Here is an 18294-nt window from a genome sequence, read left to right as displayed (position 1 = left end):
ACCCTGAGCGGCAGGGTGCCGCTCACTTGCTCAGTTCGGCATCCATCCAGTTCAGCCGCTCGCGCTGCCAGCGCAGCATCTCCTTGACCTCGCCGTCGTAGCTGCCTGGGACCACCCGGGTGTACCAGGTCGTCCAGGCGAAGATGGGCCACTTCACGAAGTTCTTCTGCTGGCCCTGGGTCATCCACGTCGCGCGGGCCTCGGCGTATCTCAGGATCTGCTCGAACTTGCCGTCGGCCTTCAGCACCTGCCAGCGGGCCTTGACCTTGGCGGCGAAGGCCGGGTCCTCGAACAGGCGGGCGAACCAGGGGTAGAGGCGGATGTGCCAGCCCGTGGCTTTATCCACGCCGTTGTAGCCGGCGTTGCCGAAGGCGAGGTCGAAGTCCCAGATGGGCCCGAAGTGGAGCTTGCCGTCACGCTTCTTGGCCATGAAGAAGCTGGCGGTCGCGCCATCGACGTTCTTGGCGAACTCGTTGATCAGGTAGTAGTCGATCACTGAGTCCACATCGATGTATTGGGCATAGCCCGTCGCCGGGTCCTTGAAGCCGTCACCGAACAGCGCGCTTTCCGCGTCGGCGAAATACTTCTCCAGATAGGTGCGCTGCGCCGCCCACTCGGGCTTGAACATGTCCTCGGGCTCCTTCACGCAGAAGGGCGCCATGCCGCGCTTGGAGTCGACGCAGTACTGCGTGTCGCGCAGGGTGTTGACGCCGTTCACGCAGAAGGTCGAGAAGGCCGCCGCGTCCGGGTCCTTGCAGAAGTCCTTGTGCATGCGGAAGTCGACCTCGATGAGGTAGCCGCCGGAGATCTTGTCGGCGCCGGTGTCGGTGGCCTTCAGCTCCGGGATGTCGACCCGGTCCTTGGCCACGCGGATGTGCTCGGCCAGCTGGTACAGGCCGCGGTACTCGCCGTTCAGCGTCACCTCCACGACCTGGTCGCGCGCCGTGTAGGCCATGCCCAGCTGGCGGCTCAGCGTGAACGCCATGTCGTTGCGGACCAGCGTCTTGTCGGCGTAGTTGGCCAGCAGCACCCAATGCTTGCTTGACGGCATGCCCGCCAGCGCGGTGGCATTGCCCAGCTTGAGGCGATAGGGCTTCTTGGGCCAGTCCCACGTCGAGTTGCCGCGGCCCTTGATCTCCAGCACCCCTTCCGCCGTTGTCAGGCCGGCGCCGGAGAACTTGTAGCTGCCCGTCACATAGTCCTCGCGGGTCAGGATGGGCGCGGCATTGGTGGTCTTGATCTCGAGCTGGGCGAAGGACTCGGCCGTGCCGGTCGGAAACCAGGCGGGATTGGGTGCCGGAGCCGGCGCAGGGGTCGGCGCTGGAGCCGGGGCAGGAGCTGGTGCAGGTGCAGGTGCAGGTGCAGGTGCAGGCGCTGGGGCGGGGGCAGGAGCCGGCGCCGCAGAACCGCCGCCGCCTCCACAACCCACGACGATCACACCAGCGGCCAGCGCGGCCAGCCACGGGTTGTTGTTCTTGGCCATTCCCTGTCTCCATCCATCCGTGTGGTCCCGCAGCGCGACGCACCGGGGGCGGCTCTGCAGGCCGCGGGGCAGTGTAGGCAGGCGGGATGCGGCCCGGGTTACCAGCGAGGTACGCCTGCCGGCCGTTGGTGACGGCGGGCCGAAGGGCTACATTGCGTCAGACCTGCCCCTCGCTCCCTCCGGCATGCGCTCCGTCGTCCGCACCCTGTGCCTTTGGCTGCTGCCCGCCGCCATCGCGTCGGCCTGCGAGCTGCGCACGACCTGGAAGCACGACCCGCCCTACCAGTACGAGGACGAGCAGCATCGCCTGACCGGCCTGGAGATCGAGGTGGCGCGCGCGGCCCTGGCACGCATCGACTGCCGCCTGACGCCCGTGGAACTGCCCTTCGCGCGTGCGATGGCCGAGCTCGAAGCGGGCCGCGTCGACCTCGTCCCTGGCGTGCTGCCCCGGCCCGACCGCGAGCGCTATGCCCGCTTCTCGCTGCCGGGCCTGCGCACGCGCAACCTGGTGTTCCTGCGCAGCGACCTGGAGCCTGGCCAGCGCGTCACCACGCTGGCCGAGCTGCGCGCGTCCAACCTGCGCCTCGGCCTGGAGCGCGGCACGGCCTATCTCGCCGAACTGAAAACCCTGCTGGCGCGACCCGGCCCCGAGCGCCGCCTGGAAGAGGCCACCAGCCTCGAAGGCCTGCTGCGCATGCTGCAGATGCGTCGCATCGATGCCTTCGTTGCCGATGAGTACTCGACCACCTTCCTGGCCCGCCAGCTCGGCCTCGCTGCGGTGATGCAGGCCACCCCCATCGTCATCGACGACGACGCGCCGGTATTTGCCTTCTCGCGGCAGCAGGTGAAGCCCGAGCTTGTCGAGCGTTTCAACGCAGCCCTGCAGGCTCTGCAGCGCGATGGCACGTTGAAGCGCCTGGAGACCCAGTTCCTGCACCCGCCGCTGGCGGCGCAGCGCCGCCCCTGAACGCGGTCGCTCAGCCCACCAGCAGCCGCGCCGCCGCGGCCACGGCGGCCTCGTCCTTCAGCACGTCACCCGGCTTGCTGCCATCGCCCAGCACGCTGCCGCCCCAGCGCATCTTCATGTAGTCGCCGCTGAAGCGCAGACAGTCCAGCAGCGGCCGGGCCAGGTGCGGCTCCTCGCCGCTGCTGGTGGCGCACAGCACGTACAGGGCCTTGCCGGCCATCTGCGGCTTGAAGTCGGCGCCCGGCACGCGCATGAAGCCGCTCCAGTGGTCAAGGTAGAGCTTCAGCGGCGCCGGCACGCTGTACCAGTACAGCGGCGCGGCAACGAGCAGGTCGGTCGCCCACAGCGTGTCCTTCAGCACCCGGCCCAGGTCGCCTTCGGGCTCGGGGTACTGACCGCTGCCCTCGTGGCGGATGTCCGCGAAGGACGGCAGGTCCAGCTCGGCCAGGCGCAGCCAGCGCACCTCGACATCGGCCGGCAGGGCGGCCACGGCCGCACGGGCCATCAGCTCGGCATTGCCATCGGCGCGCGTGCTGGCCAGCAGGACCAGGACGCGGCGGGCGGTGGAATCGGTCATGACGCAAGAACGGAGGTGAACGAGGCCGCATGATGGCTGCGGACGATTCCCCCTGCATCCGCGGGGCATCCCCACGACCTCGGGGTGGGCGCGGGCCCGGCCGCGGGCGCTCAATGGCGTGTCGCCTTTCGGGAGAGCCCCATGCGCCGCACCCTTGCTGTCCTTGCCCTGTCCGCCGCTGGGCTGGCCCAGGCCGCCACCGTGTCCGTCTATTCCAGCCTCGCCACCTGGCAGGCCGCCATCAGCGGGTCGGCGCAGGCGCAGGATTTCACCGGCTACGCGCCCGGCACCGACCTGACCGGCGTGGCCGTGCTGCCCGGCGTCACGCTGACGAGCAACCTCGGCCCCGTGCAGGCCTTTGCGCAGACGGCCATGGCCTTCGGGCCGCGCGCCAACGGCAATGCCTTCTACGAGGCGAACTACGCCCTGCCCTTCCTCGCCGTGGCCCTGGACATCACGGGCTTCGAAGCCATCCCCGGCGTGCCCAGCACCGCCATCGACCCCGGCCTGCTGTCCTTGCTGTTCGCCGACGGCACGACCCAGAACATCGCCATCTCGGGCGGCAGCGGCGCGCCCATCTTTGTCGGCATCATTTCGAGCAGCGCCATCGCGTCCTTCCGCTGGACCGAGGCCCATGAAGGCAATGGCGGCAACGAGGAGAGCGGCCTGGACAACCTGCGCGTGGCCATGCGGGCGCCGGCCAATCGCCTGCCTCTGCCGGGTTCGCTGCCGCTGGCCTTGCTCGCATTGATGGCATCGGGCCTGATGCCGCTGCTGCGAAGCCGCAGGCACTGATTGCTGCGACAGGCTTTACGTCTTCGCGCCATGACGCCCCCTCCATCCGCGGGGCGCCCCCAAGTCTTTGGGGTGTGCGCGGCGCAGCCACAGGCAGCCAATGGCCCATCCGCCACCAGGAGACCCGCCATGCGCCGCATCTTCACCGCCCTTGCCCTCTCTGTCCTCGGCGTGGCCCAGGCCGCGACCGTGTCCGTCTACGCCACGCTGGCCGACTGGCAGGCCGCCGTGAGCGGCCCGGTGCAGACGCAAGACTTTTCCGGCTACGCGTTGAACACCGATCTCACCGGCGTGCAGCTGCTGCCCGGTGTCACGCTGAGCAGCAATATCGGCGCCGTCGAGGCCTTCAACGCGACCGACCGCCGCGCCAGCGCCTTCGGCCCGCAGCGTGCCCAGGGCGACGGCTACTACAAGGGCAACTACACCCTGCCCTACCGGGCCGTCGCGCTGGACATCATGAGCTTCGAGGCCGTCCCGGGCAACGGCTCCACGGCCGTGGACGAAGGCGTGCTGGACTTCCTCTTCAGCGACGGCAGCAGCTACAGCATGAACGTCGCCGGCCTACCTGTCATCGGGCCGATCTTCATCGGCATCGTGTCGGACGTGTCCATCGCCTCCTTCACCTGGAACGAGGCGCACGAGGCCAGCGGCGGCAACGAGGAAACCGGCCTGGACAACCTGCGCGTGGCGCTGGCCGTCAACCAGCTGCCGCTGCCGGGCACGCTGCCGCTGGCCCTGTTGGCGATGGGCGTGCTGCCGTTGGTGCGCGGTCGCCGGCGCTGATTCACACGGCACGGATCGCCGCCAGCCGCGGCACCTCCTCATCCGTCCACAGCCGGAAGTGGGCGACGAAATGCTGGCCCGAGCCGTCCTCCAGGCCGAAGCTGCCGCTGTTGCCCGGCGCCACATCCAGCGTCATCTGCAGGCCGGCCAGGTAGTCGCACTGGGACTGGCTGGCGTAGACCGGCACACCGGCCGCTTCACCCAGCCGCTGGTCGTCGGCACCCAGCTTCAACTCACTGACCGTGAAGCACATCGGCGCGCTGCCGGCGCAGCAGCCATGCGACTGGTAGAACAGCAGCTCGCCATGCTGGCCGCGCAGTTGCTCGATGAGCGCCTGCGCGGCAGCGGTGGCCTGCACGCGGGGGATGGGCGTGGCCACCGCGGCTTCAGAAGAAGCCCAATGCGTTGGGCGAGTAGCTGACCAGCAGGTTCTTGGTCTGCTGGTAGTGGTCCAGCATGGCCTTGTGGGTCTCGCGGCCGATGCCCGATTCCTTGTAGCCGCCAAAGGCGGCATGCGCCGGATAGGCGTGATAGCAATTCGTCCACACGCGGCCGGCCTGGATGGCGCGGCCCAGGCGGTAGGCGCGGCTGCCGTCGCGGCTCCACACGCCGGCGCCCAGGCCATAGGGCGTGTCATTGGCGATCTGCAGCGCCTCGGCCTCGTCCTTGAAGGTGGTCACGGCCAGCACCGGGCCGAAGATCTCCTCGCGGAAGATGCGCATGTTGTTGTTGCCCTGGAACAGCGTCGGCTGGATGTAATAGCCGCCCGCCAGGTCGCCGCCCAGCTGGGCGCGGTCGCCGCCGATCAGCACCTTGGCGCCCTCTTCCTTGCCCAGGGCCAGGTAGGTCTGGATCTTGTCCATCTGCATCGACGAGGCCTGGGCGCCCATCATGGTGTCGGTGTCGAGAGGATTGCCCTGCTTGATGGCCGCCACGCGCTTCAGCGCCCGCTCCATGAACTTGTCGTAGATGCTCTCCTGGATCAGCGCGCGGCTGGGGCAGGTGCAGACCTCGCCCTGGTTGAAGGCGAACAGCACCAGGCCCTCGATGGCCTTGTCCAGGAAGGCGTCGTCCTGCGCCATCACGTCCTCGAAGAAGAGGTTGGGGCTCTTGCCGCCCAGTTCCAGCGTGGCCGGGATCAGGTTGCTGGCCGCCGCCTGGGCAATGACCTTGCCGGTGGCCGTGGAGCCGGTGAAGGCGATCTTGGCGATGCGCTTGCTGTTGGCCAGCGGCATGCCGGCCTCGCGGCCGAAGCCGTTGACGATGTTCAGCACACCGGGAGGCAGCAGGTCGGCGATCAGCTCGGCCATCAGCAGGATGCCGATGGGCGTGCTCTCGGCGGGCTTGAGCACAACGCAATTGCCGGCACCCAGTGCGGGCGCCAGCTTCCAGGCCGCCATCAGGATGGGGAAGTTCCAGGGAATGATCTGGCCGACGACGCCCAGCGGCTCATGGAAGTGATACGCGATGGTGTTGCCGTCGATCTCGCTCAACGCGCCTTCCTGGGCGCGCACGCAGCCGGCGAAATAGCGGAAGTGGTCCACCGCCAGCGGGATGTCGGCATTCAGCGTCTCGCGGATGGGCTTGCCGTTGTCCACGCTCTCGGCATAGGCCAGCAGCTCCAGGTTCTGCTCGATGCGGTCGGCGATCTTCAGCAGGATGTTGGCGCGCTCGCCGGGCGGGGTGGCCCCCCACTTGGCGGCGACGGCATGGGCGGCGTCCAGGGCCAGCTCGATGTCCTTGGCGCCCGAGCGCGCGGCCTGGGTGTAGACCTTGCCGTTGATCGGCGAGATGACATCGAAATACTGGCCCTCCACCGGCGGCTGGAACTTGCCACCGATGAAGTTGTCGTACTTGGGCTTGTAGGCGATCTTGGCGCCGGCTTGGCCGGGGGCGGCATAAACGGTCATGGGCTGTCTCCAGTGGGCAATGGATTGCCCGCGTCAATTGCGCGGGTCACTGCCTACAGCGCAAGGCCCATGCCAGCGCGGTTGGAGCGCCAAGTCCTTGCGGCGGCGCACCCGACCGCGCGAAAGCAGCGGCGACTGTCACGAAACGGAACAGCCGCGCTGTTACACCGCCCCGGATTGGCACAGCACCCGCCCGGGCGGTTTAATCGCTTGACGGGCCCGGGCGCCGAGCTAGCGTCCCATCCGCCAGAGTTGTGCAGAGCCTTCGACGGGCCGCCAGGAGACAAGCCGCATGCCCAGCCCCACGCCACCGGATCGCATCCGCCAGGCCCGCCGCCAATGGCTGGATACGGGCGCCGTCGCCGACGGCCTCATCGCCGGCCCGCTGCAGGCCAGCTGGGCGCGCTGCCGCGATTTCGGCCTGCAGCCCCTGGGCCGCCCGCAAGGTGCGCCGCATGCCAGCGCCGCCCAGCTGGCCCACGCGCTGGAGCACCGCCATGTGCTGATGGCCCACGCCCGGCCGGTGATGGCCTTCCTGAATGAGCAGGTCCAGGGCAGCGACAGCCTGGTGCTGCTGGCCGACGCCCAGGGCCTGCTGCTGCACGCCACCGGCGAGCCCCAGTTCGCCGACCGCGCCGCCCGCGTGGCCCTGCGCCCCGGCGCCGTATGGAGCGAGCAATGGCGCGGCACCAACGCCATCGGCACGGCCCTGGCCGAGGGCGCGCCCCTGGTCGTTCACGGCGGCGAGCACTACCTGGAGCGCAACGGCTTCCTGACCTGCGCCGCCGCGCCCATCGCCGACGCCGCCGGCCAGCTGGTCGGTGTGTTGGACATCTCCGGCGACCGCCGCGGCTACCACCGCCACACCCTGGCGCTGGCGCGCTCCGGCGCCCGCATGATCGAGCACCAGCTCTTTACCGCGCGGCACGCCGCCGGCATCGTCGTGCGCCTGCACGCGCAAGCCGAAGGCCTGGGCACCATCACCGAAGGCCTGGTCGCGCTGAGCGAGGACGGCTGGATCGTCGGCGCCACCACGGCCGCGCTGGAGCTGCTGGGCCTGGCCCGCCGCGACATTGGCGCCGCCACCGTGGAGCGCGTGTTCGGCACCGAACTGGACCGCCTGCTGGCCCAGGGCGCCGCGCCCCGCATCGTGCAGGGGAGCCCCGCTGCCACGCCACTGTGGATGCGCCTGGAGCCCGGCCACACGCTGCGCCAGCGCGCCGCACCGGCCGCGCCGCGGCCTGCGGTGGCCGACGCCGACTGGCGCCCCATGGATGCCCTGGCCGCCCTGGACACCGGCGACACGGCCCTGCGCGGCACCGTGGCCCGCGCCCGCCGCGTGCTCGACAAGCCTGCCATCCCGCTGCTGCTGTGCGGCGAAACCGGCACCGGCAAGGATGTGTTCGCCCGCGCCCTGCATGCCAGCAGCGCGCGCGCTCGCCGGCCCTTCGTGGCCGTCAATTGCGCCGCCCTGCCCGAGACGCTGATCGAGGCCGAACTCTTCGGCTACCGCTCCGGGGCCTTCACCGGCGCCAGCCGCCAGGGCGCGCCGGGCCGCATCCGCGAGGCCGACGGCGGCACGCTGTTTCTTGACGAGATCGGCGACATGCCGCTCGCCATGCAGGCCCGCCTGCTGCGGGTGCTGGAGACGCACGAGGTCACGCCGCTGGGCGGCGGCGCCGCGGTGACGGTGGACTTTCGCCTCGTCTGCGCCAGCCATCGCAGCCTGAAGGACGAAGTGGCCGCCGGCCGCTTCCGCGAGGACCTCTACTACCGCCTCAACGGCCTGATGCTCACGCTGCCGCCGCTGCGCGAGCGCAGCGACCTGGCCGCCCTGGTGGGCCGGCTGCTGCAGGCCGAAGCGCCGGACCGCGCGCTGCGGGTGGACGACGCCCTGATGGCCGCCTTCTCGCGGCTGCGCTGGCCGGGCAATGTGCGCCAGCTGGCCCATGCGCTGAGGACGGCCGTGGCCCTGCTGGACGACGGCGCCACACGACTGACCGACGCCGAGCTGCCCGAGGACTTGCGGGCCGAACTGGCGGCCCTGGCCGACGTGGCCAACGTCGGGCCCAGCCCCGACGACCTGCGCCAACTCACCGATGCCCGCATCCGTGCCACGCTGGCGGCCGTGGGGGGCAATGTGTCGGAGGCGGCCCGGCGCCTGGGCATCAGCCGGAACACGCTGTACCGCAGAGTGCGTTGAGTCGCGCTGCGCGCGGCATTGCCGCCTACAAGGCGCGGGCGGATGACGGCCTAAATTGGGCGCAGCCACCCTGAAAGCCTCCCATGCGCGCCCTCTTCGTCACCACCAGTGCCTCGCAACTCGCACCCGGCCATCCGACCGGCCTGTGGCTGGAGGAGTTCGCCGTGCCCTACCTCGCAGTCACCGAGGCCGGCATCACCGTCACGGTTTCCTCGCCGCTGGGTGGCCCCGTGCCGCTGGACCCCAAGACGGCCCCGACCGACGAGCAACGCGACACCTGGGCCCGGCCGCTGGAAGCGCTGCAGCACAGCGCCACGCTCGCATCCGTCAAGGACGAAACCTATGACGCCATCTTCATCCCCGGCGGCCACGGCCCCATGGTGGACCTGGCGCGCAATGCGACCCTGCACGCCCTGGTGTCGCGCCACGATGCGGCCGGCAAGGTGATCGCGGCCGTCTGCCACGGCCCGGCCGCGCTGGTGCATGCCAGCCGCACCGACGGCCAACCCTTTTTCAAGGGCCGCCGCGCCACCGGCTTCACCAATGCCGAGGAGTTCCTGGCGCGCTTGAAGGATGTCGTTCCCTTCCTGCTGCAGGACGAGATGGAGGCCAGCGGTGCCGACTTCCATTCCGCGCTGCTGCCCCTGCTGAGCCACGTCGAGCAGGACGGCAAGCTGATCACGGGCCAGAACCCGAATTCCAGTGAAGCCGTCGCCCAGGCCCTGGTCGCTGCGCTCTCGGGGCACTGAGCGTTGACGCCTTGCGCGGCGTGCCCGGCCCGCGGCCGGGGGCATGCCGCCCCTGGCATGCTTCGCCCTTTTTCACCGACCGCCTGCCGGCGAGCCATGCTCCGCAGTTCCTCCGCTCCCTGCTCCACCCGCCTGGCCGCGGCCCTGGCCCTCGCGCTTCCGGTGCTCGCCGCCCATGCCGCGGAGACCGAGCGCCTGGCCCCCGTCGTCGTCACCGCCACGCGCAGCGAGGCCCCGCCCTTCGACGTGCCCGCCTCCATCGACCGCATCACCGGCGAGGAACTGCGCGCCGGCCGCGCCCAGGTCAACCTCTCCGAAGGCCTGGGCGGCGTGCCCGGCCTGCTGGCCCGCGACCGCCAGAACTACGCCCAGGACGGGCAGATCTCGGTGCGCGGCTTCGGCGCAAGGGCCAGCTTCGGTATCCGCGGCGTGCGCGTCTATGTGGACGACATCCCCGCCACCCTGCCCGACGGCCAGGGCCAGATCACCAATGTCGAACTCGGCACCGTCGGCCGCGTCGAGGTGCTGCGCGGGCCGTTCTCGGCCCTGTACGGCAACTCCTCGGGCGGCGTCATCAGCATCTACTCCGCAGCGCCCACGGGCACGACGCGCGCGGACGCCAGCGTGGGCTTGGGCAGCGACGGCCTGAAGCGCGTGGCTGCGTCGGCCAGCGGCACCGCAGGCGCCATCGGCTACACCCTCGGCGCCAGCCGCTTCGAGACCGACGGCTACCGCCAGCACAGCGCCACCGAGAGGCGCCTGGGCAATGCGCGGCTCCACTTCAAGCTCGGCGCCGACACCCAGCTCACCGTCATCGCCAACAGCGTCGAGCTGCCCGAGGCGCAGGACCCGCTGGGCCTGACGCGTGCGCAATGGCAGGCCGACCCGCGCAGCGTCGACCCGTCCGCGCTGAGCTTCGACACCCGCAAGACCATGCAGCAGACCCAGGGCGGCCTGGTGCTGGAGCACGGCATCGATGCGAGCAACACGCTGCGGGTGATGGTCTACCAAGGCCACCGCACGACGACGCAGTTCCAGTCCATCCCGGTCGCCACGCAGGCGAGCGCCCTGCACCCCGGTGGCGTCATCGACCTGTCGCGCGACTACCAGGGGGCCGATGTGCGTTGGCGCTGGAAGGGAGCCACGGCCAGCGTCATCGCCGGCGTGGCCGCCGATGAGTTGAGCGAGCACCGCCTGGGCTACCAGAACTTCGTCGGCACGACGCTCGGCGTGCAAGGGGCCCTGCGCCGCGACGAGACCAACCACGTCAGCAATGCCGACCCGTACTTGCAAGCCGAATGGCGGCCCACGCCGGCCTGGCTGCTGAATGCCGGCGTGCGCCGCGCCAAGGTCAGCTTCACGTCCACGGATGCCTACATCACCCGCACCAACCCTGACGACAGCGGCGCCGCCAGCTACTCGGCCACGCTGCCGGTGCTGGGCGCGAGCTATGCCGTCAGCGAGGGCCTGCATGTCTACGCCACCGCCGGCAAGGGCTTCGAGACGCCGACGCTGAACGAGCTGGCCTACCGACCCAACGGCGCCACCGGCTTGAACTTCGGCCTGCAGGCTTCGGTCAGCCGCAGCGTCGAAGCCGGCCTCAAGGCCCGGCCCTGGGACGGCAGCGAGATCACGCTGGCCCTGTTCCAGACTGGCACCGAGCACGAGATCGTCACCCAGACCAATGTCGGCGGCCGCGCCACCTATCAAAACGCCGGCGCCACCCGCCGGCGTGGGCTGGAGGCGTCGGGCTCGTTTCATCTCGCCACCACGCTGCAGGCACAAGTCGCGGCCACCTGGCTGGACGCGCGCTACCGCGACGGCTTTTTGACCTGCACCGCCACACCCTGTGCCGCGGCCAACCAACAGGTCAATGCCGACAACCGCATTCCCGGCATTGCGCGCACTTCGGTTTATGGCGCGCTGACGTGGCAGTCGAGCGGGGGCTGGCGCCTGGGCGCTGAGGCGCGGGCGTTGAGCAAGGTGTATGTCAACGACCTCAACAGCGATGCGGCGCCGGGCTATGCAACGTTGGCGGCAAGTGCCGGATACCAGCTCAGCCTCGGCCCCTGGGACTTGGGCGCCTTGCTGCGTGTGGACAACCTGACGGGCCGCCGCTATGCCGGGTCGGTCATCGTCAACGATGGGAATGGGCGGTTCTTTGAGTCAGCGCCGGGAAGGACGTGGTTGGCGAGCGTGAATGGGAGCTATCGGTTTTGAAGCGATAGGTTGGCCTATAGGGTTTGATCCTCTGCTTGCGGGTTTGCCGGGGCCCCGGCAAAAAGTCGGACTGGCAACATAAACCCGTCCAGCACGCGACAAGAGCCGTCTATCGAACGACTCGCCCTGGACGACTGTTATCCACATCGACAAGGGAGTCTCCAATGGCCACATACGGCGAGAAGAAATCGTTCCTGGACAGCTTCAGCTTTCACGACAGGGCGTCCTGTGCGAAGGCGATCAAGAGCGGGGGCATTGCCGCCCTGATCTCGGCGGGCATCACTGTGGCGTTCGGTGTCGCGGGCTTCGTGACCACCTCGACGAACAAAGACCTCGCCTACATGCTGGACCCTGCCGTTCTTGTCGACGCCGCCATATTCGCAGTGCTGGCAATCTTCGTGTTCCGCAAGAGCCGCGTGGCCGCCACGCTCCTCTTCATCTACTTCACTATTGGCAAGTTGCTGATGTGGTACGAGATGGGAAAGGCCTCCGGTGTGTTGCTGACCATCGTTTTCTTCCTGTTCTATCTGACAGCCATGAGGGCAACCTATGCGTGGCACTCGAGGTATCGGGATGCGGAGGAAGAGGTGACGGCAGAGCAGGCAGCGGCGGCAGGGCTAAAGATTTGAGATCTGCCCCCGAACCGCGAACACGGCTCTGCGATGACCCATTGCCGGGCCTGATCTCTAGGTAAATCAGGGGCATTCATATGAACAGGGTTCTAGTCGAATTCGAGGTACTGGCTCACGGATGCTTAGCAGACGAGATTCCGGGCAGCCTTCTACGCATTGAGATCAGAGGCGCTGAAATCCAGCTGAGCGACCTAAAGGTAGAAAAAGGGCTTGACGAGCCACTGTTGCGAGCCATTGTGATCATGGCTGGGGAACACATCGATCAGGCGGAATCGCCAAGCACGGAGTTGCTTCGTGAGTACCTTACGCACCTCAGCCTGATCACGAGCATGACATTTCGGATTCACCGACTGCGCCGCATCGTTGATTGGACCGCAGGGCTAGCGGACCGTGACTGCATCGACGTGAGCAACTTTGTTGTCGACGATCGGCCTTACAAATGCCTGACCGAGGAGCTGGTCGAGTCGGCGCGTAACGCTTTGGAGGCGAACTCCGACATCGCCATCAAAAGAGCCATAAGGTGGTTTTCGAACGGCGTCAGCAGCCAATACCCAGACGACCAGTTTCAGTACTTCTGGCAATCCATCGAGCTCGTGGCGCAGGTTGAGAAACCAACCACGAAGGTCCCGGACAGTTGCAGCAAGTGCAAGGGAGACCTGTTCTGCCCGACCTGCGATCTTGTTCCGACTCACCGTCCGTACGCGAAGCAAGCAATTCAGCTGCTGTTTCAAAAGCTGGTCAAAGGGGATCACACCAAGCTCTACGAGATAGGGAACGACTTCCGCAACGCGATAGCCCATGGCGAGGATTTGAGCGCCGTCGAGAGCAGGCACAAGGTCGAGATCGGCAAGCTAGTCGACAACATTGGGCACGTGGCTCGCGCTGCGCTCTTAAATCATCTGTCTCATAAGCTTGTCGCGCGCGCAGGAGGCGCGGTCACTTTGCCGATGCTCGAACCAAACATGTTTGCGCACCGGGATCTGCGCATGCAGCTGCACCTGGTGGTCAAAAGTTCCAATCCGGAAGAACCGAGCCTCCACGAGCTTCCTGAAATGAAAGTTGAGCTCGGGAGCGCGCACAACGCCGAAGGCCCCTACTCATGGCGCGAAAAGCGCCGGTGATGCGCGGTGCGGGATCAGGTCTCAAACCTATAGTCCAGCATGACAATTCAACCGGGCGCCGCGCTGCAACGCATCACCACTGACCTGCCGCTGCTGCGACCGGGTTCGGGGTCAGGTCTCAAATCTATAGTCCCGCATGGCCATCCAACCGGGTACTGCGCTGCAGAGCGCCATCACTGACCTCCCGCTGCTGAGCACAGCCCTCCGTCAGCACGCCACTAGCGCCAAAAACACCCACGTCTACACCTCCCCCGCCGCCTTCGAAGCCTTCATCCGCGGCGGCGGCAATGTGCCGCTGTATGAGCGCGTCAGCGCGGAGTTGGCGAGTCACTACACGACAGAAACCCACTCGCTGCTCGACATCGGCTGCGGCGACGGCCATGCGCTGTTTCCGGCGCTGGCCGCCACCGCCAACCCGCAAACCCTGCAGCGCCTGACCTTGGTGGAGCCCGCCAGCGCCCTGCTGACCAGCGCCGTGGCCCGCGCCCAAGCCGAGCAGCCCGCGCTGCCCGTGCAGGCGCTGAACGAGGGCCTCGGCGCCTTCGCCGCCAAGCTCCAACCCGATGACCGCTGGGACCTCGCCCAGGCCAGCTTCGCGCTGCAGGCCATTCCCGAGCCCGAACGCTGGGCCGGCCTCGCGCGGCTGCGCGAGCACGTGCGCAAGCTCGTCATCGTCGAGTTTGACATCCCCGACCTCGTGCGCGGCTCAGACGCCTACGTGGCCTCGCTCGCGGCCCGCTACGAGCGCGCCCTGGGCGAGTACGAAGGCGCCACGCGCGACCTCGTCGCGCAGGGCTTCCTGATCCCGATGTTCCTCGGCCAGCTCGATGCCCAGACCGCCGCGACGAACTGGGAGCATCCGGCGTCGGTGTGGCGCGAGAAGCTTGAAAACCTGGGCTGGCGCGTGACGCGCTTGGAGCACATCAGCGACTACTTCTGGGCCCCAGCCTTCGTGCTGGTGGCCGAGGCCTGAGCCGGCGCTGTTCACGGCCCAGCGGATGTCCTCGCTGCGTCAACGGCGCAGGCAGCACCCGCCGCGATCAAATCTGGCAGCCGGCGTCATCCCGCCCCGCCATCCACCCGCTCATCGGCAAGCCGCTCGAGCAGCGCCTCGAGTTCATCCAACTCGAAGGGCTTCCTCAGCGCAAAAGCGGTGGGGCCGAGCGAGCGGGCGACTTCCCGCAGGTCATGCCCGGAGCAGATGATGACGGGCAGGGTCGGGTTCTGCAGCAGGGCTTCGCGGGCCACATCCAGGCCCGAGCCGTCGGGCAGGTTGATGTCGGTGAGCAGCAGGTCCACGTGCTGCTCGCGCAGCACCTTGCGCGCGCTGGCACCGTCAGCCGCACACAAGAAAGGGCGCTCGTCGGTGGCCAGCAGCTCGACGAAGGACTCGCGGATGTACTCGTTGTCTTCGACGTAGAGGATGACGAAAGGGCGGGCGGTCATGTCGGGCGGGCTGCGCGATGCTGCGAAAGATCGCAGGCTATCTGGTTTCTGACGACCAAGGGAAGTTGATGTAGTTGTCGCGGGTATCGAAACAGATGTTGCCGTACATCGTCAGGTAAGACGCGCGGCGTGCGGGGTCGGCGTAGACCTCGCCGGGGTGGGCCGCGTCGCGCTCATAGTCCGCGATGTTGCCGCTGGTGAGGGCCCTGGGCAGGATGTCCATGGCCTGCGGGATGGATTTTCCTTCCAGCCAATCGGCGGCATGCTGTCCCATCGCATATCCGAAGATGGACGACGCCAGGCTGATGCTCGCCTTGTAGGGGCTGCCACTCTTCCTGATTTCGACGACCGCTTCCTGCTCGCCGTCGATACCGCCCAGGAACTGGTCCGGCCGCGCCTTGCCCGCCTCTCGCAAGGCCATCAATGCGCCCAGCACCACCGTGTCCGCGCCCAGCACGACGTCGATGTTCGGTTGCGCGAGCAGGATGGTCTTCATGGTTCGATAGCCCCCCTGCTTGTCGACCGTGGCCGGCGAAATGTCGGCCACGATGGTCACGCCCGGCAGTGACCGCAGGGTATCGCGCATGGCGGTGAAGCGCGGCGCCAGGAATTGCAGGCCGTCATGCGTCAGCAGCACGACCTTGGCCTTGCCGCCCAGCCGCGTGCGGATGTAGTTGGCGGCGGCTTCGGCCAGGACCTTGCCGGTCAGGTATTGCGGCGCGTTCAGCACCGACGTGGCGGGCGGCGGCACGATGGCGCCCACATAGGCGCCGGCGCCGATGACCTTTTTCAAGGCCGGCGCCAGCGACGGCGGATCGATCGGCGCGACCACGATGGCGCCCGTTCTGTCGGTCGTGAGGTCGCCCAACTGCTTGATCATCAGCGCGGGGTCGTTGTCGGCAAAGGCAACGCGGTAGCTGAGCCCGCGTGCCCGCGCCGCCGCTTCCAGCCCGCGCCCCGCGCCTTGCATAAATTCGCGCTTGTTGTCCTGGACGAAGACCAGGTTTTTCTGCAAACCCGTGGGCGCCCTGCAGGCTGCGCGCGCCGGGTCGTAGGCAGGCAATTTGACCGGCACGGTCAGCCCCTCGCCGCCGGCGGCAAACGACGCGCCGCTGAACCACAGCAGCGCCAGCGCAGACATTCTGAATTTCATCGCCATGCCATCACGCGTTCGCCGTCGTCAGCACCAGCCGCGCCGCCGTCCCCGGCCTGCGGTTGATGTATTCCACATGGGTCTTCAGTGCCGACGCCATCGTCTGGATGATCTTGCTGCCCAGCCCGGTGCCCGCCGCCACGCCGTTCTGCGCCATCCCTACGCCATCATCCTCGACCATCAGCTCGGCCTTGCCATCTTCCAAGCGAGTCAGCCGGACCCGCACCTCGCCGGGCTTGTCTTCTGGATAGGCGTATTTGAAGGCGTTGGTGACCAATTCCTGGACTGCGACTCCCAGACTGACGCTGGCATCCGTGTGTAGAGAGATGGGTTCCAGATAGCATTTCAGGATGGCGGTATGGCCGTCCTTCTTCATCGCCGTTTCCAGGTTGCCCAGCATGGCGCCCAGGTAATCGTTCAGCGCCACGTTGGTCACATCTCCCGAGGTGTAGAGGCTCTTGTGGATCAGCGAGATGGCGTTGATCCGCGACTGCGTCTCGCGCAATGCATCTTGGGCCGCCTTGTCGGTGACGGCCCGCAATTGCATGCGTACCAGCACGGCGACCAACTGCAGGCTGTTCGCCACGCGGTGATTGACCTCCGCCAGCAAGACTTCGGCGCGTTCCCGCGCCATGGCCAGGTCGGCGGTGCGTGTCTGCACCCGTTCTTCCAGGGTCAGGTTGATAGCCCGCACTTCGTCGCGAGCCAGTTTCAGCGCCTGCCCGTTGCGGTAGACGGTGAAGGCCACCACCAGCACCACCAGGATGATGACCACGGCGGCGCCCGCCGAGATCCACCGCAGCCGCGATGCATTGCGTTGCTGTTCTGCGCTGTTCAGCGTGCCGTTTTCGTCGGCCATCAATATCGCGCCGAGGAGGAAGACATTGATTTCGTCCATCAACGCCTTGCCGCGATGGCGCTGGATCAAGGCCATGGCCTCGGCATCGCGACCGCTGCTTTTCAGAGCAATGCTGGAATCCATGTCGGCGATCTTTTCAGCCACCGATTCCGACAACCTAGGAAGCATGGCGCGGTTGGGGGCATCCGACGGAATCAACCGGCCAAGATCATCGAGCTCCTGCCGTGCCTGCGTCTTGGCCGTGTCGTAAGGGGCTAGATAGATCTGGTTTCCGGTCAACAGGAAGCCGCGCTGGCTCGACTCCGCAGTGCGCAGATGGTCGCGCAGATCCACCGCTGCGATGCGGATCGTGCGCTGCAACGCCGACTGCTCCAACAGGCTGTTGCCGCGCTCCACCAGCCACATGGTCGTGCCGACGATCACGAGCAATGCCAGAAAGCCGATGGTCAGGCCTGCGCCAACGCCTATCGCCAACCGGCGTCGTCCGAACATCGATCAACTTTCATAGGACTGAGAGGACAAAACGAGCGCGCTGCTTCGCCTTGCTTCAGCTTGATTGGCAAGCCGTCGCTCATCGTACCAAGCGCCCAATCCGGTAGGAGCTGCCCTGCAAGCAGCTCGACAAGGTTGAAACCAGGCGGGTCGCGTTGCAGTCGGTGCTGTTCGGCTTGGACTTGACAGCAAGGCCGCCGAGATGGCCCCGACCGGCATCGCCATGAATTGGAAGCGCTGATGCTGAAATGAAGGGGGCGGGGCGCGGTCCCAAGACCTGGCTCCTGCCGTCCCCCTGCCGCGCTCGGGATTGCCGGGCCGCCGTGCAGTGACAGGCGCGGCGGCCGAAGATGGCCCATGCTCTCCTGCTTTCCCTGGCCCGCGGCGGCGCCGCATTCAACGAGCTGATCGGCATGCCCAGCCGCCCCGCTGAACACGAGCTCACCGTTTGCCCCTTGTGCGAGCGCGCCATCCCGCCCGCGCAGCGCGATGCGCATCACCTGGTGCCCAAGAGCAAGGGTGGACGGCACACGCAGTTCCTGCACCGGGTCTGCCACCGGCAGATCCACGCCTTGCTGTCCGAGACCGAGCTGGCGCGCCATTACGCCACCGTCGAGGCGCTGCTGGCCCACCCGCAGATCCGCAGCTTCGTGGACTGGGTGAAGACCAAGCCCGACGACTTCTTCGTCGCCACCCGCAAGAGCGCCAGGCTGAGGCGGCGCTGAACGCCGGCAGCCCGGGCGCCATGACCTCCGGCACCTGCGCGATGTAAAAAAATACCAATATCCACAACCACTTAGCAAACTCTTAAGGTTCCGCTAGCAAGCATTTAGCGGCGCGCTGGCGCCCCGATTCCTACAGTGGCTGCACGGTCGACGAGAACAAGCGACCGACCTCTTCACCA

Annotated in this window: 17 protein-coding genes; 10 read left to right on the top strand and 7 right to left on the bottom strand. The window is 67.6% G+C overall.

Translation table 11 applies throughout. The features are described 5' to 3' along the window. Positions 1-22: 22 nt before the first annotated feature. Entirely contained in the window at positions 23-1483 is a 1461-nt protein-coding gene (locus ACS5PN_RS15930) for a CotH kinase family protein (protein ID WP_439464956.1), read from the bottom strand. A 184-nt stretch (positions 1484-1667) separates the two neighbouring features. Here ACS5PN_RS15930 and ACS5PN_RS15925 point away from each other — a divergent pair, with 184 nt between their 5' ends. Then, the gene (locus ACS5PN_RS15925) at positions 1668-2450 is read left to right on the top strand and encodes a substrate-binding periplasmic protein (protein ID WP_439464955.1); all 783 of its coding nucleotides are present in this window, start codon (positions 1668-1670) and stop codon (positions 2448-2450) included. A gap of 10 nt (positions 2451-2460) precedes the next feature. Here ACS5PN_RS15925 and ACS5PN_RS15920 read toward each other — a convergent pair whose 3' ends face one another. Continuing rightward, positions 2461-3027, bottom strand: a complete 567-nt coding sequence (locus ACS5PN_RS15920) for a flavodoxin family protein (protein WP_439464954.1) — start codon at positions 3025-3027, stop codon at positions 2461-2463. A gap of 141 nt (positions 3028-3168) precedes the next feature. On the opposite strand from ACS5PN_RS15920, the gene ACS5PN_RS15915 reads away from it, so the two are divergent. After that, a complete protein-coding gene (locus tag ACS5PN_RS15915; RefSeq protein WP_439464953.1) occupies positions 3169-3822 on the top strand; it encodes a hypothetical protein in 654 nt (217 codons plus the stop codon). A gap of 129 nt (positions 3823-3951) precedes the next feature. Next, the gene (locus tag ACS5PN_RS15910) at positions 3952-4605 is read left to right on the top strand and encodes a hypothetical protein (protein WP_439464952.1); all 654 of its coding nucleotides are present in this window, start codon (positions 3952-3954) and stop codon (positions 4603-4605) included. 1 nt (position 4606) lies between these two features. Here ACS5PN_RS15910 and ACS5PN_RS15905 read toward each other — a convergent pair whose 3' ends face one another. Together ACS5PN_RS15905 and exaC are read right to left on the bottom strand one after the other, a co-directional pair. Beyond that, the gene (locus ACS5PN_RS15905) at positions 4607-4984 is read right to left on the bottom strand and encodes a DUF779 domain-containing protein (RefSeq protein ID WP_439464951.1); all 378 of its coding nucleotides are present in this window, start codon (positions 4982-4984) and stop codon (positions 4607-4609) included. Positions 4985-4991: 7 nt separating this feature from the next. After that, positions 4992-6515, bottom strand: coding sequence for an acetaldehyde dehydrogenase ExaC (gene exaC, locus ACS5PN_RS15900; RefSeq protein ID WP_439464950.1), 1524 nt, complete (start codon positions 6513-6515; stop codon positions 4992-4994). A 292-nt stretch (positions 6516-6807) separates the two neighbouring features. Here exaC and ACS5PN_RS15895 point away from each other — a divergent pair, with 292 nt between their 5' ends. The 6 genes from ACS5PN_RS15895 to ACS5PN_RS15870 all read left to right on the top strand — a co-directional run bounded on the left by ACS5PN_RS15895 (position 6808) and on the right by ACS5PN_RS15870 (position 14413). Next, positions 6808-8718 carry a sigma-54-dependent Fis family transcriptional regulator gene (locus tag ACS5PN_RS15895; RefSeq protein WP_439464949.1) on the top strand — a complete coding sequence of 637 codons (1911 nt, stop codon included), beginning with the start codon at positions 6808-6810 and terminating at the stop codon, positions 8716-8718. 83 nt (positions 8719-8801) lie between these two features. Beyond that, positions 8802-9467: a type 1 glutamine amidotransferase domain-containing protein gene (locus ACS5PN_RS15890; protein WP_439464948.1), complete on the top strand. Its 666-nt coding sequence runs from the start codon at positions 8802-8804 to the stop codon at positions 9465-9467. Positions 9468-9563: 96 nt separating this feature from the next. After that, positions 9564-11687, top strand: coding sequence for a TonB-dependent receptor family protein (locus ACS5PN_RS15885; RefSeq protein WP_439464947.1), 2124 nt, complete (start codon positions 9564-9566; stop codon positions 11685-11687). A 164-nt stretch (positions 11688-11851) separates the two neighbouring features. Next, entirely contained in the window at positions 11852-12316 is a 465-nt protein-coding gene (locus tag ACS5PN_RS15880) for a hypothetical protein (protein WP_439464946.1), read from the top strand. Positions 12317-12396: 80 nt separating this feature from the next. Beyond that, positions 12397-13440 (top strand): methylamine utilization protein MauJ, encoded by a 1044-nt coding sequence (gene mauJ, locus ACS5PN_RS15875; RefSeq protein ID WP_439464945.1) that lies wholly within the window; start codon positions 12397-12399, stop codon positions 13438-13440. Between the two features lie 136 nt (positions 13441-13576). Then, a complete protein-coding gene (locus tag ACS5PN_RS15870) occupies positions 13577-14413 on the top strand; it encodes a class I SAM-dependent methyltransferase (protein ID WP_439464944.1) in 837 nt (278 codons plus the stop codon). 86 nt (positions 14414-14499) lie between these two features. On the opposite strand, the gene ACS5PN_RS15865 is transcribed toward ACS5PN_RS15870, so the two are convergent. Genes ACS5PN_RS15865 through ACS5PN_RS15855 form a run of 3 tightly spaced genes read right to left on the bottom strand, consistent with a single transcriptional unit; the run spans position 14500 to position 17390 of the window. Next, positions 14500-14886: a response regulator gene (locus tag ACS5PN_RS15865; RefSeq protein WP_439464943.1), complete on the bottom strand. Its 387-nt coding sequence runs from the start codon at positions 14884-14886 to the stop codon at positions 14500-14502. Positions 14887-14923: 37 nt separating this feature from the next. Beyond that, positions 14924-16045, bottom strand: a complete 1122-nt coding sequence (locus ACS5PN_RS15860; protein ID WP_439464942.1) for a sugar ABC transporter substrate-binding protein — start codon at positions 16043-16045, stop codon at positions 14924-14926. 4 nt (positions 16046-16049) lie between these two features. Continuing rightward, positions 16050-17390: a sensor histidine kinase gene (locus tag ACS5PN_RS15855; protein ID WP_439464941.1), complete on the bottom strand. Its 1341-nt coding sequence runs from the start codon at positions 17388-17390 to the stop codon at positions 16050-16052. Positions 17391-17803: 413 nt separating this feature from the next. On the opposite strand from ACS5PN_RS15855, the gene ACS5PN_RS15850 reads away from it, so the two are divergent. After that, a complete protein-coding gene (locus ACS5PN_RS15850; RefSeq protein ID WP_439465571.1) occupies positions 17804-18115 on the top strand; it encodes an HNH endonuclease in 312 nt (103 codons plus the stop codon). The last annotated feature ends 179 nt before the right edge of the window (positions 18116-18294 follow it).

The sequence above is a fragment of the Roseateles sp. NT4 genome (assembly GCF_051857475.1).
Taxonomy (GTDB): Bacteria; Pseudomonadota; Gammaproteobacteria; order Burkholderiales; family Burkholderiaceae_C; genus Pelomonas.
The sequence above is the reverse complement of the archived record's forward strand: the minus strand, read 5'-3'. Positions and strand labels throughout refer to the sequence as shown.

What these genes read in the sequence shown, in the direction of transcription:
- ACS5PN_RS15930 (WP_439464956.1), bottom strand. Translation starts at nt 1,483, where the DNA reads ATGGCCAAGAACAACAACCCGTGGCTGGCCGCGCTGGCCGCTGGTGTG.
- ACS5PN_RS15925 (WP_439464955.1), top strand. Translation starts at nt 1,668, where the DNA reads ATGCGCTCCGTCGTCCGCACCCTGTGCCTTTGGCTGCTGCCCGCCGCC.
- ACS5PN_RS15920 (WP_439464954.1), bottom strand. Translation starts at nt 3,027, where the DNA reads ATGACCGATTCCACCGCCCGCCGCGTCCTGGTCCTGCTGGCCAGCACG.
- ACS5PN_RS15915 (WP_439464953.1), top strand. Translation starts at nt 3,169, where the DNA reads ATGCGCCGCACCCTTGCTGTCCTTGCCCTGTCCGCCGCTGGGCTGGCC.
- ACS5PN_RS15910 (WP_439464952.1), top strand. Translation starts at nt 3,952, where the DNA reads ATGCGCCGCATCTTCACCGCCCTTGCCCTCTCTGTCCTCGGCGTGGCC.
- exaC (WP_439464950.1), bottom strand. Translation starts at nt 6,515, where the DNA reads ATGACCGTTTATGCCGCCCCCGGCCAAGCCGGCGCCAAGATCGCCTAC.
- ACS5PN_RS15895 (WP_439464949.1), top strand. Translation starts at nt 6,808, where the DNA reads ATGCCCAGCCCCACGCCACCGGATCGCATCCGCCAGGCCCGCCGCCAA.
- ACS5PN_RS15890 (WP_439464948.1), top strand. Translation starts at nt 8,802, where the DNA reads ATGCGCGCCCTCTTCGTCACCACCAGTGCCTCGCAACTCGCACCCGGC.
- ACS5PN_RS15885 (WP_439464947.1), top strand. Translation starts at nt 9,564, where the DNA reads ATGCTCCGCAGTTCCTCCGCTCCCTGCTCCACCCGCCTGGCCGCGGCC.
- ACS5PN_RS15880 (WP_439464946.1), top strand. Translation starts at nt 11,852, where the DNA reads ATGGCCACATACGGCGAGAAGAAATCGTTCCTGGACAGCTTCAGCTTT.
- mauJ (WP_439464945.1), top strand. Translation starts at nt 12,397, where the DNA reads ATGAACAGGGTTCTAGTCGAATTCGAGGTACTGGCTCACGGATGCTTA.
- ACS5PN_RS15870 (WP_439464944.1), top strand. Translation starts at nt 13,577, where the DNA reads ATGGCCATCCAACCGGGTACTGCGCTGCAGAGCGCCATCACTGACCTC.
- ACS5PN_RS15865 (WP_439464943.1), bottom strand. Translation starts at nt 14,886, where the DNA reads ATGACCGCCCGCCCTTTCGTCATCCTCTACGTCGAAGACAACGAGTAC.
- ACS5PN_RS15860 (WP_439464942.1), bottom strand. Translation starts at nt 16,045, where the DNA reads ATGGCGATGAAATTCAGAATGTCTGCGCTGGCGCTGCTGTGGTTCAGC.
- ACS5PN_RS15855 (WP_439464941.1), bottom strand. Translation starts at nt 17,390, where the DNA reads ATGTTCGGACGACGCCGGTTGGCGATAGGCGTTGGCGCAGGCCTGACC.
- ACS5PN_RS15850 (WP_439465571.1), top strand. Translation starts at nt 17,804, where the DNA reads ATGCCCAGCCGCCCCGCTGAACACGAGCTCACCGTTTGCCCCTTGTGC.